General features: G+C 73.5%; 12 protein-coding genes. 4 read left to right on the top strand and 8 right to left on the bottom strand.

Translation table 11 applies throughout. The features are described from left to right. Window positions 1–19 precede the first annotated feature (19 nt). From E0504_RS15885 to E0504_RS15905, 5 genes are all read right to left on the bottom strand, one after another. On the bottom strand, window positions 20–649 hold the full coding sequence (locus E0504_RS15885; RefSeq protein WP_112106542.1) for a hypothetical protein: 630 nt from the start codon (window positions 647–649) through the stop codon (window positions 20–22). 43 nt (window positions 650–692) lie between these two features. Further along, window positions 693–1,550: a hypothetical protein gene (locus E0504_RS15890; protein WP_165938530.1), complete on the bottom strand. Its 858-nt coding sequence runs from the start codon at window positions 1,548–1,550 to the stop codon at window positions 693–695. Between the two features lie 210 nt (window positions 1,551–1,760). Continuing rightward, window positions 1,761–2,633, bottom strand: coding sequence for a succinate--CoA ligase subunit alpha (gene sucD, locus E0504_RS15895; protein ID WP_020463421.1), 873 nt, complete (start codon window positions 2,631–2,633; stop codon window positions 1,761–1,763). Between the two features lie 22 nt (window positions 2,634–2,655). After that, window positions 2,656–3,822: an ADP-forming succinate--CoA ligase subunit beta gene (gene sucC / locus E0504_RS15900; RefSeq protein ID WP_071066100.1), complete on the bottom strand. Its 1,167-nt coding sequence runs from the start codon at window positions 3,820–3,822 to the stop codon at window positions 2,656–2,658. A gap of 466 nt (window positions 3,823–4,288) precedes the next feature. Continuing rightward, window positions 4,289–6,079, bottom strand: a complete 1,791-nt coding sequence (locus E0504_RS15905; protein WP_131625055.1) for a protein kinase — start codon at window positions 6,077–6,079, stop codon at window positions 4,289–4,291. 358 nt (window positions 6,080–6,437) lie between these two features. Between E0504_RS15905 and E0504_RS15910 the strand changes: the two genes are divergently transcribed. From E0504_RS15910 to E0504_RS15920, 3 genes are all read left to right on the top strand, one after another. Next, window positions 6,438–8,033 carry a carboxyl transferase domain-containing protein gene (locus E0504_RS15910; protein WP_131625056.1) on the top strand — a complete coding sequence of 532 codons (1,596 nt, stop codon included), beginning with the start codon at window positions 6,438–6,440 and terminating at the stop codon, window positions 8,031–8,033. Further along, window positions 8,020–8,961, top strand: a complete 942-nt coding sequence (locus E0504_RS15915) for an alpha/beta fold hydrolase (protein ID WP_071066103.1) — start codon at window positions 8,020–8,022, stop codon at window positions 8,959–8,961. Before E0504_RS15910 ends, E0504_RS15915 begins: the two co-directional genes overlap by 14 nt. Before the next feature lie 110 nt (window positions 8,962–9,071). Continuing rightward, complete coding sequence (locus E0504_RS15920) at window positions 9,072–9,926, top strand: M23 family metallopeptidase (RefSeq protein WP_235014025.1); 855 nt, start codon at window positions 9,072–9,074, stop codon at window positions 9,924–9,926. A gap of 39 nt (window positions 9,927–9,965) precedes the next feature. On the opposite strand, the gene E0504_RS15925 is transcribed toward E0504_RS15920, so the two are convergent. Further along, window positions 9,966–10,514 (bottom strand): TetR/AcrR family transcriptional regulator, encoded by a 549-nt coding sequence (locus tag E0504_RS15925; protein ID WP_200835300.1) that lies wholly within the window; start codon window positions 10,512–10,514, stop codon window positions 9,966–9,968. On the opposite strand from E0504_RS15925, the gene E0504_RS15930 reads away from it, so the two are divergent. Further along, on the top strand, window positions 10,509–10,913 hold the full coding sequence (locus E0504_RS15930; protein WP_304598624.1) for an FAD-dependent monooxygenase: 405 nt from the start codon (window positions 10,509–10,511) through the stop codon (window positions 10,911–10,913). The two genes, E0504_RS15925 and E0504_RS15930, sit on opposite strands and share 6 nt — an antisense overlap. Window positions 10,914–10,956: 43 nt before the next feature. On the opposite strand, the gene pcrA is transcribed toward E0504_RS15930, so the two are convergent. Next, complete coding sequence (gene pcrA, locus E0504_RS15935; RefSeq protein ID WP_112106538.1) at window positions 10,957–13,548, bottom strand: DNA helicase PcrA; 2,592 nt, start codon at window positions 13,546–13,548, stop codon at window positions 10,957–10,959. Window positions 13,549–13,721: 173 nt separating this feature from the next. After that, window positions 13,722–15,152, bottom strand: a complete 1,431-nt coding sequence (locus tag E0504_RS15940) for a pyridoxal-phosphate dependent enzyme (protein ID WP_112106537.1) — start codon at window positions 15,150–15,152, stop codon at window positions 13,722–13,724. Window positions 15,153–15,224: the final 72 nt, after the last annotated feature.

The raw sequence follows: 15,224 nt of genomic DNA on the forward strand, positions 1-15,224 counted from the left end.
TCCGAACTTGGAACAGACCCTAACCCTCGGCCCGCGCGCGGCGCAGCGCCCACGCACAGGCGACGAGTTCGACCGTCGTGCCCGCGAGCCCGGCGAACAGCCCGTCCCGGGCCACACCGGGCATCGCCGGATGGCCGCCGGCCGGCAGGACGGGATCGGCCATGGCCGGCGCCGTCATCCACCCGATCAGGATCGCCATCACGGCCGCGCCGGCGACGGCAACGGCGACGGCGGCGGTCAGCCGGGCGGGCGGCGTGTCGGCGACCCGCAGCGCCACCCGGGCCGCGAGGCCGCCGAATCCGTCGGCGCCATCGGAACCGCGCGGCGCGCGCGCGAGTCGCGCCGTGGCCCATCCGCGTACGTCGTGGTGACGGCGGTGGGCCCAGCCGAGCATCCGGTCCTCGGCACGAGACAAAACCGGGAGACGTCGGATGATCAGGGGAAGGAGAACGCCGGCGGTCAGCAGCAGGCCGAGGACCAGCGCGAGGCGCCCGGCCGGACCGGCGTCCCAGCCGGCGGACGACGTCCCGTAGGCGGCGTCCGCCGGGGCGAACCAGGGGCGGAACCCGGAGATGAGGACCAGCGCGCCACCAGCCGCAAGCCCGTACGTGACCGGGCGGCCGGCGAACCGGCCAGCGGGTGGCGCCACTGGCTCTCTCCCTCCGTCACCGGACGTCGTCCGGTGAGGGGATCTAGCGATCCGACGGCGGCTGGCCGTAACCGCCCTGCGGCGGCTGGCCGTACCCGCCCGTGGGCGGCTGGCCGTACCCGCCCGTGGGCGGCTGCTGGCCGTAACCACCGGCCGGCGGCTGCTGTCCGTAACCGGGCTGCTGACCATAGCCGCCCTGCTGCTGGCCATAACCGCCCTGCGGCGGCTGGCCGTACCCGCCCGTGGGCGGCTGCTGCCCGTAACCACCGGCCGGCGGCTGCTGCCCGTAACCGGCCGGCGGCTGCTGGCCGTACCCGGCGGGCGGCTGCTGGCCGTAGGGCTGGCCGTACCCGGCGGGCGGCTGGCCGTACCCGGCGGGCGGCTGGCCGTACGGTGGCTGGCCCTGGCCCGGCCAGCCACCGGGCTGCGGCGGCTGGCCCGTGACACCAGAACCGGAACGGATGTTCAGTACCCCGAACACCGTCTGCGCGATGGCCGCGATCAGCCCGATGAACAGGCCGTACGAAGCGCCGCCCTCAAAGCCTTCAGGAATCTTGGGGTAGGCGATCCAACGGATCAGAATCAGCAGCACGGCGAGCCCGGAGGCACCGGCCAGGACCAGCGGGAGCGGGACCGGGAGCGTCGGGAGGCGGAGATTGGCGACGAACGTGAGGGCCGCGGTCAGCCCCGCGACCGCGAGGAGGAGGAGGATGGCGAGCCATCCCCAGAACCAGCCACCGACGTCGGTGTTCCACGCGCTCGCGCTGTCGGAATAGGACGAGCCGAAGAAGTCGCCCTTGAGCGAGAACCACGCCAGGAAGCTGAAGATGAACGCTACGGCGCCGGCGGCCATGATCCCGACGTCGTTGGTCGCGACGTTACGACCACCAATCTGTACCACGACAACAATCCCCACTTCGTCAGGTCGGTCGGTCGGGTGGGCCGACCATCGTCCCACAGCCCACCCTGACCACATCAGGAGTCTTACAGCAACGCCGCAAGACGGAAAGCGTTCGCGTCCGCGTCCCCGCCCCAACGACCCAAAGAACCCCTGGACCGCCCGACGCGGGGGCCTTCCCCCAGGTCAGAGGAAGACCCCCCGCGAACAGAGCTACAACGAACGCATGATGTCAGCCATCAGTCGCGCCGTTTCGGTTGGGGTCTTGCCGACACGCACACCGGCCTTCTCGAGGGCCTCCTTCTTGGCCTGCGCGGTACCCGAGGAGCCCGAGACGATCGCGCCGGCGTGGCCCATGGTCTTGCCTTCCGGGGCGGTGAACCCGGCGACGTAACCCACGACGGGCTTCGTCACGTGCGCGTCGATGTGGGCCGCGGCACGCTCCTCCGCGTCACCGCCGATCTCACCGATCATGACGATCGCGTCGGTGCCCGGGTCGGCCTGGAACGCGTCGAGGGCGTCGATGTGCGTGGTCCCGATGACCGGGTCACCGCCGATGCCGACGCAGGTGGAGAAACCGAACTCACGCAGCTCGTACATCATCTGGTAGGTCAGCGTGCCGCTCTTGCTGACCAGGCCGATCCGCCCGCCCGGCGTGATGTCGGCGGGGATGATGCCGGCGTTGGAGACGCCCGGGCTGGCGATTCCGGGGCAGTTCGGCCCGATGATCCGGGTCGTGCCCTTGGACTGCGAGTAGGCGAAGAACTCGGTCGTGTCGTGCACCGGCACGCCCTCGGTGATGACGACGGCGAGCGGGATCGCGGCGTCGACCGCCTCGATCGCGGCATCCTTGGTGAACCTCGGCGGAACAAAGATCACCGAGACGTTGGCGCCGGTCTCGGCCATGGCGTCGGCCACCGAGCCGAAGACCGGGACCCCCTCGACCTGCTGGCCGACCTTGCGCGCGTTCACGCCGGCGACGACCTTGGTGCCCGCCGCCAGCATCCGCCGGGTGTGCTTGCTGCCCTCGCCACCGGTGATGCCCTGCACCACCACGCGGCTGTTCTCGTCAAGCCAGATAGCCATCGGTTGTGTCCTCCGACCCAGGTCAGGCCGCGGCCGCGGCGAGCTCGGCGGCGAGCTTCGCTGCGCCGTCCATCGTGTCCACCGGCTTGACCACCGGGAGGTTGGCCTCCTTCAGGATCCGGCGGCCCTCCTCGGCGTTGTTGCCGTCGAGACGCACCACCAGCGGGGTGCTGACGTCCCCGACGATGGCGAGCGCCTGGACGATGCCGTTCGCGACGGCGTCACAGGCCGTGATCCCGCCGAAGATGTTGACGAAGACGCTCTTCACGGACGGGTCGCTCAGGATGATCGACAGGCCGTTCGCCATCACCTCGGCCGAGGCGCCACCGCCGATGTCGAGGAAGTTCGCCGGCCGCTGGCCACCGAACTCCTCACCGGCGTAGGTCACGACGTCCAGCGTCGACATGACGAGGCCGGCACCGTTGCCGATGATCCCGACCTGGCCCTCGAGCTTGACGTAGTTGAGGCCCTTCTCCTTGGCCTTCTGCTCCAGCGGGTCGACCGCGGCGACGTCGACGAGCTCGGCGTTCTCCGGGTGCCGGAAATCCGCGTTCTCGTCCAGGGTCACCTTGCCGTCGAGCGCGATGACCTTGCCGTCGCCGGTCAGGATGAGCGGGTTCACCTCGACCAGCGTGGCGTCGGCCTTGACGAACACCTCCCACAGCTTCACCAGCAGCACGGACGCACCCTCGAGGGCGGCCTCGGGCAGCTTGGCGGCGACGGCGATCTCGCGGGCCTTGGCCGCGTCCACGCCGGTCAGCGGGTCGATGTGGATGCGCGCGAGCGCCTCCGGGTTGGTGGCCGCGACCTCCTCGATCTCCATGCCGCCCTCACGGGAGGCCATGGCGAGGAACGTGCGGTTCGCCCGGTCGAGCAGGAAGGAGGCGTAGTACTCCTCCGCGATGTTGCTGGCCTGCTCGACGAGGACGGAGTGGACCGTGTGGCCCTTGATGTCCATCCCCAGGATCGCCGACGCCTTCTCGAACGCGTCGTCGGGCCCGTCGGCGACCTTCACACCGCCGGCCTTGCCTCGGCCTCCGGCCTTGACCTGAGCCTTGACGACCACCTTGCCGCCGAGCTCGGTCGCGATCTCACGTGCCTGTTGGGGGGTTGTGGCAATCTTCCCGGTGGGTACCGGTACGCCATGTTCGGCGAAAAGCTTCTTCGCCTGGTATTCGAAGAGATCCACGGTCCGTCCAGTCGGATGCGGTCGGTCAGGGGATGCACAGAACGCCTGCGAGCCTACTGACGAGGCCGTTGGGACGCTCGGCGCCGGCCGGTGACCCAGAGTTGATCCCCGTCACCTCCTCCACGGGCACCGCCCGGCCCCGCACCCCCGCCGCGCACCCGTCCGCCGGGCCGGCCGGCGCGCTTTCGTGCCAGCGGCACTTCGCGCGGAACCCTCGTCAGGAGTGCGGGTTTCGCTTCATTTCGTGTCCGGGACAGCCCGCGAGACCGGCAACCGCAGGGACACCGCGGGGCAACACGCCCCGTGGCGGACCGTTACCAGGCCCGCGCGCGGGCGCACCGGCCTCGGTTTCCCACCGCGACGGCACACTCGGATATGTCCGATCTCACACAACCATGGGGAACACTGATCAGCTCACGGAGGAGATACGCGCCGCGAGAGCCCTTCCGCTCCGCAGAGAAGTTCCTCAGAGAATGAGCCGCACCAGGGCCGCGATCACCGCGCTCGTGGCGATGCCGAGCCACCCCAGGCCGATGCCCACCGTCGCGGCGAGCGAGCCCCGCTGGCCCCGGCGGCGGATCTGCAGCCGCCCGACATGGCCCAGCGCCACCGCCGCGACGCTGCCGAGGCCAAAGATCCACAGGATGCCCAGGGCCAGCGACAGCAGCGCGCAGGTGTTCCACCGCTCGAAGGGCCCAGGGCCCTGACCGGCGCGGCGGGCGGGCGACGCGCGGCCGCCGGGGGCCGGCGGCCGGGCCGCCTGTCCCGCCTGTCCCGCCTGTCCCGCCGGCCCGTGGTGCCCGGCCGGCCCGACGGGCGGCGGGTACCCGGCGGGCGCCTCCGGCACGGCCGCGGGCGCGACGGGCCCGCCCGGCCGCGCCTGGGCGTACCCGCTCGGTACCGGGAACGGCGCCGGCCCCGCGGAGGTACGTCCGGGCTGGTAGGGCGGCTGCGCCGGATCAGCGCCGGCCGCCGGCCGCCCGGACGCCGCCGCTCCCCGCGCCGGCCACGATCGCGGGTCGGGCGGAGCGGCCGGCGGCATCGGGTCAGCCGGGCGGTACGTGGATTCGCCGCCGGGGCCGCCCGGGCCGCGCCGCGCGAGACCGGGACCGGAGGTCGCGCGGAACGCCGAGGCCGGCGGCGGTGGACCCAGCGGGCCCGACGCGGTGGGTGGCGACGGCAACGACGGCCCCGGTGCCGACGACGACCCGGGCGTCGACGACGGGGTGGGCGCCGCGGGCGGTCCCGGCGCCGGAGAGACCCCCGGCAGCCAGGCGGCCCCCGGCGAGTTGGCCCATCCGGACGGGCTGGAACGCGACGGCCCACTCGAAGCCGGCCGGGCGGGAGGGCGCGCGGCCACGGCCGGCGGCGTGCCGAACGCCGGCGACGGCCCCGTCCAGGTCTGCTCGAGGACGGACCCCGCGGCCGCGTCGGCGTCGGTGACGCCGTGTACCTCATGCCCGACGAGCGCGGCCAGCAGACCGGACGCCCCCGGTCGCTCGCGCGGTGCCTTGGCCAGCGCCTGGCCGACCAGGCCGCGCAGGTAGGGCGGAACCGCGTCGAGGTCGGGCTCGTCGCGCTGGACGCGCTGCGCCAGCAGGTCGGGGGCGTCGGCGTGGAACGGGTGGCGACCGGTCGTGGCGTAGGTGACGCAGCTCGCCCAGGCGAAGACGTCCGCCGCGGTGCCGGCCGGTTCGCCGCGCATCTGCTCCGGCGCCATCCACGCCAGGGTGCCGATGACATGACCGGTCCTGGTCAGGGTGGCGCTGTCGGTGAGCTGCGCGATGCCGAAGTCGATGACCTTGGGGCCGTCCCAGGCGAGCAGGATGTTCGACGGCTTCAGGTCGCGGTGGACGACGCCCGCCGCGTGGATCGCGACCAGCGCGTCGGCGAGGCCGACAGCCAGCCCGCGCACGAGGTGCGCCTCCAGCCGCCCCCGGCGGCGGACGGCGTCGGCCAGGCTGACGCCCTCGACGTACTCGGTCACCATCCACGGCTGGGCGGCGCTCGTGTCCGCGTCCAGCACGCTGGCCACGGCACCGCCCCGGACCCGCAGCGCGGCCCGGACCTCGCGCTCGAAGCGGGACCGGAACTCGTCGTCCTCGGACAGCTCGGCGGCGGCCACCTTCACCGCGACCGGTTCGGAGCCAGGGGTGAAGCCGAGGTAGACGGTGCCCATCCCGCCGGCACCGATCCGGTTGTGGAGCCGGTACCGGCCGACCTGCCTCGGGTCGTCGTCCGTCAGCGGTGTGAGCATGACTCCCCTCGGCCGGCCGGGCGCCGTGTGACCGCTCCACGAACAGAGCACACAAGACTATTCCGCACCTTATGACGCACGGCCGACGGGTCAGCGACAGCGGGCGACAACGTAACCGCACCCTGCCGGCGTCCAGGACGATTTCCGAGCCTGCCTCGCCCGCCTCATCCCAGCCGCGGCATCCCACCTGCGGCGCCCCGGCCGCGGGACGGCGTGCCGGCGCCGGACGATTCAGGACCCCGGCGGGAACGGGCAGACCGGCCGGCCGTGGCGGGCCGACGGTGACCGGGGGCGGGCGGACGAGCGATCCCACACGTCACAGCACTGCCGGAGCCGATCGCGGCGAGGATCTGTAGGCATGGCTGAGCGCGATTCCACCGCCACGGCCCGGGACTGGCGGGCCGCCGTCCTGGCCGATGTCATCCGCCGGCCCGCCGTCGCCGGCGCGCCCAACCGCCTCGGCTGGCCGGGCTACGACGGACGTCCCGCGCTGTGGTGGGGCACCGGCCCGGTCGAGGGCGTGGACGCCGTCGTCGCGGTCTGGGACTTCGCGGTCAACGGGGGCAGCTTCGGGGAGGCCGACGCGGGCGCGTTCGCGGACGCGGCGGGCGCGGCCGTCGCCGGGCGGCTTCCGCTGGTGTCACTCGTGCGCAGCGGTGGGACGCGGCTGCAGGAGGGCGTGGCCGGGCTGGTGGGGCTGGCCCGGGTGTCCCTCGCGCTCGCCGAGGTCGCCGCGGCGGGCCTCCCCCATGTCGCCGTCTCGGACCAGCCGACCACCGGCGGGATGTGGGTCACCGTGGGCTCCCGCGCCGATCTGCGGTGCGCCGTGCTGGGCGCGACGGTGGGGTTCGCCGGGCCCCGGGTGGTGGCCGCGGTCACCGGCGAGGCTCCCCCGGCCGGCGCCAGCCACACGGCGGCGGCCGCCCACGCCGCCGGGCTGGTGGACGCGGCCGTCGCGCCAGCCGCCGTCGCCTCGTGGCTGCGGCGCGCGCTGGACGCGGTCGCCGTTCCCGCCCGTGTCCTGCCCGCCGCGCGCGCACCCGACCGGCCCGCCAGGACAGACGCCGACGGCGACCGGGCCGGCATCGCCGACAACAGCCGGGCCGACGCCAGCCGGGCCGACGCCAGCCGGGCGGGGAGTGGGCCGGCACCGGCCCGCGGCGGGTGGGAACAGGTCCTCGCCGCCCGCACCGGCCAGCGCAGGCATGCGGGCGACATCCTGGACGGCCTGTTCCCCGCCGGGGTGGACCTGACCGGCCCGGACCGCACGGTGCGCGCCCGGGTCGGCCGGCTGGCCGGGACGCCCGTCACCGACGGGGAACACAGCGCCGACGGGGAATTGAGCGCAGGCGGTGAACCCGGCGCAGGCGGGCTCGGGCCGCGCGCCGTGGGGGTCGCGCTGGCGGTCGAACGCGGCGGCGCGCCGGGGCCGGCCGGGTACCGGCTGCTCGTGCGGGCCGCGGGCCTCGCCAGCCGGCTCGGCCTGCCACTCGTCACGCTGGTCGACACCCCGGGGGCGGAGTGCGGGCCAGCGGCCGAGGCGGGTGGCATCGCGGCCGAGATCGGCGCGGCGATGGCGGAGGTGCTCGGCTGCGCGTCGCCGACGCTCTCCGTGATCGTCGGTGAGGGCGGCTCGGGTGGGGCGCTGGCGGCGTGCTGTACCGATGTGGTCCTGATGTCGCCGGACAGTTACGTCACGGCGCTGTCACCCGAGGGCACGGCCACCACGCTCCGGATCAGCGTCGAGCAGGCCGCGGACACCGCGGGGCTGCGCCCGTCGGACCTGGTCAGCCTGGGTTTCGCCGACGGCGTCCTCACGCCGCGCGACACCGGTCCGCCCGGCCTGGCACACCGGGTGACCGAGGTGCTGACCGAGCTGACGATGCGCGACAGTGATGTCCGCCTTCGCCAACGAAGGGCAAAATGGTCGACAGGATTGGGTGGCTTTCTGTAACGTCGTTAACCCAACCTGCCACGGGAGACAGGTCGTCACGAAGGGGACGGTCATCGGCACTCGGCTGTTCACCCGAATCGGCGGCGCCCAGCTCGACGGCGTGAAGGGCCTCGTGGTCGAGGCCGCCTGCCTGGCCACCCACGCCGCGCTCTACCCGGCCGCGGCACTGCCGCGCCGGCGCCGCGACGACGACGGACTCGCCGACCGCTACCGGCTCGCCGGCCTGACACCATTGCAACGCGGCCTGCTCATCGGCGACCCGATGGCGGCCGGGACGCCGATCCTGCTGGTACACGGCCTCGTCGACAACCGGTCCGTGTTCGCCCGGCTGGAACGCTCCCTGCGCCGCCGCGGCTTCACGACTGTGACCTCGGTGGACATCCCGCTGTTCGCGACGAGCGTCCAGGCGGCCGCGGCGCAGCTCGCCGAGACCGTCGAGCAGGTCGCCGGCCGCCACGGCGACACCGGCGTGCACATCGTCGCCCACTCGCTCGGCGGCCTGGTGGCCCGCTACTACGTGCAGCGGCTCGGCGGCGGCGACCACGTGCAGACCCTGGTCACGCTGGCGACGCCACACAACGGCACCCGGCTGGCCTGCCTGGTTCCGAAGGCCGTCTCCTACCGGCTCGTCAGCCAGCTTCGCCCCGGTTCACCGCTGCTGAGGGAGCTCGTCGAGCCGGCTCCCGGCGTCCGGACCCGCTTCATCGCCGTCGCCGGCGGCCTCGACACGGTGGTCCGCCCGGGCGAGGCGGCGCTCACCCATCCCGACCTGGTGACCGAGAACGTGGTCGTCGAGGGGGCGGGGCACCACGGCCTGCCGTTCAGCAGCGGGGTGGCGCACATGATCGCCCGCAGGCTGGCCACGGACTCCGCCGGCGGTCGCCAACCGTCACAGACCACCACGAAAGTGCCACATCTTTGTGGCTAGCTAGGGGTATCTGTCCGAATCGCACGGTGTAGCCTCCTCATCGGTTTAGAGGTCCCCCTCCCCGACCGGTTTGTCCGGCGGATGCCTTGCGACCATGGGAGTGCGTGTTGATGCGACCGCAGTTCCCGAGATCCGAACACGGAGCACGCCGCCGCCGGAATGCTGGATCCTCCGACGAGCAGGACTCGTCCGCGTTCGGTAGATCGGGTTTCACCGCCATCCAGCTACGGCGCACGGGTGTCGCCACCGCGGTGGCGTCCACCATCGGGCTTGTCATGATCAACAGTACCGGGGTGGCGCACTCGGAGACCTCCCCGTCGCCCGAGATCCGACCGACCGGCACTGTGCTCGGCGCGTCCGCCGGCCCGAGCGGTACCGCGCCGGGAACGGTCAACGTCATCTCCGCCGACGGAACGGACGATCTCTCCGCCGGGGCCCCCGACGGCGAGGCCGCCGAGGCCCAGCGCCGGCTGAGCGCCTACCTGCAGGTCACCGACCAGATCGTGGCCCGCGAGGCCGCGGCCACGTTGAGCCAGCACGCCGCGGCGACCGCCGCCGAGACCGAGCGGCTGGAGGCCGCCCGGTGGGTCCGCCCGATCGAGGCACGGATCACCCAGGGATTCGGCGGCGCCAACCGTCACATCGGCGTGGACTTCGGCGCGGCGCACGGGACGCCGATCCACGCGGCGCACCGCGGCACCGTCATCTACGCCGGCTGGGAGTCGGGATACGGCAATTTTGTGCAGATCATGCACGAGAACAACGTGGTGACCAGCTACGGCCACCTGTCGCGCATCGACGTGCGACTCGGGCAGGAGGTCGCCACCGGCGAGCAGATCGGCCTGGAGGGCAACACCGGCAAGTCCACCGGTCCGCACCTGCACTTCGAGGTCCGCCTCAACGGCCAGTACGGGACGAAGGTCGACCCGCTGACCTGGCTCGCCGGTCACGGCGTCCACTACTGAGACCGAGCCTGGTGCGACCGAGTCGCCGAGGCCGAGCCGCTAGCTCGGGTCACCGGCCTCCGGCGACTCGCCCCGCACACCGGCGAGCAACAGCTCGGTGAGCGTGCCGACGACTTCCTCGTCGGAGAAGCCGGCCTCGTTCGACGGAAGCAGGGCGTAGGCCAGCGTCGACAGCAGCGCCCCCATCGCCGCGGCGACGAGAACCGGCTCGCCGGGCAGCCGGTGGCCGCGGTCCCGCAGGTACTCCAGGTGCTCGCGCAGCACGGCCGTGTCCTGGACGAGCTGCTCCCACAGGGCATCCGACCGGACCCCCCGGGTGATGGCCGACTCGTACAGCGCGACCACGACCGGCAGGTTGGCCCGCATCACTCGCCAGGCCACGGCCAGGTGCGCACGCATCTGCGCGCGGTCGGTGAGGTCGTGCTCGCGGGGATGCTCCGTGCCATCCCCCGGTTCCTCCCCCGCGCCCGGCATCGCCCCGTCCGCCATCGCCTCGCCCGCCTGCCCGTGCATGTCGGCCAGCAGGGCCTGCAGCAGGTTCTCCTTCAGCGGGCCGTCGCCGTCCTGCGCGCGACGACCCGCGTGCACGGCGGCACGCTCCTGCACACCCTGCCGCTCGTGCGTGGTCACCATGACGGCCGGATCGTCCTGATCGGCGACGCGGCCCATCCGGTGGGCGCCGGGCAGGGCGCGTCGATGGCGCTGGAGGACGCCGTCGTCCTCGCGCGGGAGCTCGGCCGGCGGACCACTACGAGCGACGCGCTGGCGGTCTACGACCGGCTGCGCGGCGACCGGCTCGGGAAAATGGTGAAGGCCGCCATCGCGAACCGCGATGCCAAGACCGCGGGCCCGGTGGCCGCCCGGCTGCGTGACCTGATCATGCCGATCGTCTTCCCGCGGATGTACGAACGGGCGACCGGCTGGCTCTACGACTACGACCTCGGTGCCCTGCCGACCGCGGCGTCGGCGACAGCCGACGCGGGCTGACCTCGCCCCACGCCCCACGCCGCCGCGCCGCCAGACCTCCGGGCTAGAGCTTCTCGACCGGGGCGTAGCGCAGGAGGAGGTCCTTCGTGCCGGTCTCGGCGCCGAAGTCGACCTTGGCCTGGCGCGAGTCCCCCACCCCGCTCGTCGTGACGACCACACCGAGACCGAACGTGTCGTGGGTGACACGGTCGCCGGGGGTCAGCTCGATGATCGGACGCGCCGCCGGGCGGCTGGGCTTCGCCCCGAACGGGGAGCTCGGCAGCTTCCCGCCGGACCCACCGGAACCGTTGCCCGCGCCCGCCGACCCACCGCCGGAGAACCGCCCACCGCCCGCGGCCGGGGCAGGCTCGGGCAGCCGCCGCCACTCCACGAGCGAGTCCGGCACCTCCCCCAGGAACCGGGACGGCGGGTTGTAGGCCGGCTGCCCCCAGGCGCTGCGTACCTGGGACCTGGTGAGGTACAGCCTCGCACGGGCCCGGGTGACGCCCACGTAGGCGAGCCGGCGCTCCTCCTCCAGCCCGGTCGGGTCACCAAGCGTGCGCATGTGCGGGAAGACGCCGTCCTCGAGCCCGGTCAGGAACACGACGGGGAACTCGAGGCCCTTCGCGCTGTGCAGGGTCATCAGCGTGACCACGCCGTCCGAGCCGTCGTCGTCGGGTATCTGGTCGGCGTCGGCGACGAGCGCCACCTGCTCCAGGAACTCGGCGAGGGTGCCGTCCGGGCGCCGCTCGGTGAACTCCTGGACGACCCCGACGAGTTCGCGCAGGTTCTCCACCCGGCCCTGTGCCTCGATGGTGTCCTCCGCGACCAGCTCCGAGAGGTAGCCCGTCCGTTCCAGCGTCGCCTCGATCACGGCCAGCGGGCCAGCGGGCAGCTGCTCGCGCAGGCCCTCCAGGAGGGCGACGAAATCTCGGATCGAGCGGGCCGACCTGGTCGCCACGCCGGGTACCTCGTCCACCCGGGTGAGCGCCTCGGAGAAGGCGATCCGCTCCCGCTCGGCGAAGGCCGAGACCATCGCCTCCGCGCGGTCACCGATGCCGCGCCGCGGAACGTTCAGGATGCGCCGCAGGTTCACCGTGTCCGTCGGGTTCACCAGCACCCGCAGGTAGGCGAGAAGATCACGGATCTCGCGGCGCTCGTAGAACCGGACGCCGCCGACGACCCGGTACGGCAGGCCGACCCGGATGAAGATCTCCTCGAACACGCGGCTCTGCGCGTTCGTCCGGTAGAAGACGGCGACGTCCGCCGGCCTGGCCAGGTTCTCGTCGCCGAGGCGGTCGATCTCCTCCGCGACGAACGCGGCCTCGTCGTGCTCGTTGTCGGCGACGAAGCCGACGATCCGCTCGCCGTCACCGGCGTCCGACCACAGGCGCTTGGGCTTGCGCTGGGCGTTGCGGGCGATGACCGCGTTCGCCGCGGAGAGGATCGTCTGCGTGGAGCGGTAGTTCTGCTCCAGCAGGATGACCGCCGCGTTCGGGAAGTCCTGCTCGAACTCGACGATGTTGCGGATGTTCGCGCCACGGAAGGCGTAGATCGACTGGTCCGCGTCACCGACGACACACAGCTCCGCGGGCGGAACGGCACCCGACGGCGGCACCGCCTTCGCGGGCCACCCCGCCCCGTCGGGCTCAGCGGAACCGCCGTACTCCGAGGAACCGTCGGGCTCCGCGGAACCGCCGGAGTACACAGCCTCGCCGGAGCCCGCAGCCGGCTCGTCAGCCGAGGACGCCGAGCGGCCCACGAGCTCACGGATGAGCACGTACTGGGCGTGGTTGGTGTCCTGGTACTCGTCCACCAGGACGTGGCGGAACCGGCGCCTGTAGTGCTCGGCGACGTCCGGGAACGCCTGTAGCAGGTTGACCGTGGTCATGATCAGGTCGTCGAAGTCCAGCGCGTTCGCCTGGGTCAGGCGCTGCTGGTAGGCGGCGTAGACCTCGGCGACCGTGCGCTCGATGTGGTTCGTGGCCCTGTCCCGGGCCGTCTCCCAGTCGACCAGCTCGTTCTTCAGCGCACTGATCGCCGCGGCGAGCCCACGGGCCGTGTGCCGCTTCGGATCGAGGTCGAGATCCCTGGTGACCAGCGTGATGAGGCGCTGGGCGTCCGCCGCGTCGTAGATCGAGAAGGAGGAGCCGAAGCCAAGCCGGCTCGCCTCCGAGCGCAGGATGCGCACGCAGGCGGAGTGGAAGGTGCTCACCCACATCGCCCGGGCGCGGCCGCCCACGATCGCCTCGACGCGCTCCTTCATCTCGCCGGCGGCCTTGTTGGTGAAGGTGATCGCGAGGATCTCGCCGGGCCGCGCGCCGCGCGCCGCGAGCAGGTACGCGATCCGGTGCGTGAGCACGCGGGTCTTGCCGGACCCGGCACCCGCGACGACCAGCAACGGCGAGCCGGCATGCACCACCGCGGCACGCTGCTGCGGGTTGAGCCCCTCGAGCAGCTCGTCCGGGTCGAGCCTGGGCGCCCGGGCGCGGGTGGCTCCGCCCTGCTCGAGCACCGCCGGGCCGAAGGCCCCACGGGACGCCCGACCGCCACCGGGAAGATCACCGTGCGGCTCGTGGCCGTCGCCGGAGCCGGCCGGGGCACCGCCGTCGACCAGGGCCCCGGGGCCGAAGGTGTCGTCGAAAAGAGTGCTCATCAGACCTCGATCGTACGTTCGACGGGCCAACCACCCGGCGCCGCGGCCACGCCGACCGCCACGCCATGCTGCCGGGCGGGTCCGACACTTCCATGCCCCGCCCGAGCCCTCGCGGCCGGGTCTCGCCTGCCCCAACCTCCGGGCACAGGCCCGCCGGTCGGCGCCGCGGGCGGTCAGGCAACCGTTCGACGGCCCGCGGCCGAGCCGGCCGGGTCGGCACCGACGCTGCCGGTACCGGCAGCGCTGAGAGCACCGGCGCCGGCGAGTGCGGCGACCCTGGCGTCGACGGCCGGGTCAAGGTTGCCGCCGGAGATCACCACCGCGGTGGGCCCGACCGCGAGCCGGGGGGTCCGCAGCAACGCGGCGACACCCGCCGCGCCCGCGGGCTCCACCCGCTGGCCCGCCCGGCGCAGCAGGACCATCGCCTCCCAGAACGCACTCTCGTCGACCGTGACGACGTCGTCGACGAGACGGGTGGCGAGCTCGAGGGTGAGCCGCCCGGGCGCGGCCACGGCCATCCCGTCGGCGATGGTGCCGGCGGCGGTTCCCGGCTGGCCGACCGTCTCCGTCGTGCCGGCGCTGCCCGGGGGCACCGTGACGCGGCGACCGGCGCGGAAGGATGTGGCGAAGGCCGGCGCGGCGGCGGACTGGACGCCGATGACGCGGACGTCCGGGCGCAGGCCCTTGATCGCTACGGCAAGGCCACACAGGAGACCACCACCGCCAACTCCGACGATGACGGTGGAGAGGTTCGGGACCTGCTCGAGCAGTTCCAGCCCGATCGTCCCCTGCCCGGCGATGACGGCGGCGTCGTCGAAGGGATGGACCAGCAGCCGGCCGCCCTCGTTCGCGAACGCGGCCGCCGCCGCGAGCGCCGCGTCGACCCCGCCCGGGACGTACTCGACCCGGGCGCCCCAACGCCGGGTGCTGGCGACCTTCGACGGGTTGGCGCTCTCCGGCACGAAGATCGTCGCTTCGACGCCGAACCGGGCCGCGGCGAAGGCGACGCCCTGCGCGTGGTTACCCGCGCTCGCGGCCACGACCCCCCGCTCGCGGGCGTGCGGGCCAGCGGCCGCGATCCGGTGATATGCGCCGCGCAGCTTGAACGAACCGGTGTGCTGCTCGTGTTCGCACTTGAGCCAGACCGGCGAGCCGGTGAGCCGGGTCAGGTCGGCGTCGGCCACGACCCGGGTGCGCCGGGCGACCCCCCGCAGCCCGTCGGCGGCGGCCACCACGTCGGCGACGTCGACCGCCAGCGCGCCGACCGACAGCGCCTCTGCAGCCAGCGCCTCAGCAGCCAGCGTTCCTGCCGGCACCGTGGCATCGGGCGGCAGCGGGGTGCCGTTGCCTGGGCGGCATCCTGCTTCCCGGCCGGACGCGGCCGCTCGGGGGCCGAACGTACGTCGCGTGGACGCCCTGCGCGCGCTGCCTGGCCGCAGCAGCCCCGGCCGCGCTCCGACCCGGGCGGCGGCCGGGGTGACCGGAGTTACGGCCGGAGCTGCCACGGCCTCGCGATCTCCCGTGTCGTCAGCGTCAGCCGTGTCGCCCACCCGGGACGGCGAGGCGCCGGTAGCCGAGGGCCCGCTCACGGATGGTGATGTCATCGAAGATCTCCTGGGTGGCTCGGCGGCCACCTCGCTGTGGCCGCGGCAAACAAAAAAGCCCCCCGCCGTAGG

This window comes from Parafrankia sp. BMG5.11 (assembly GCF_004337455.1).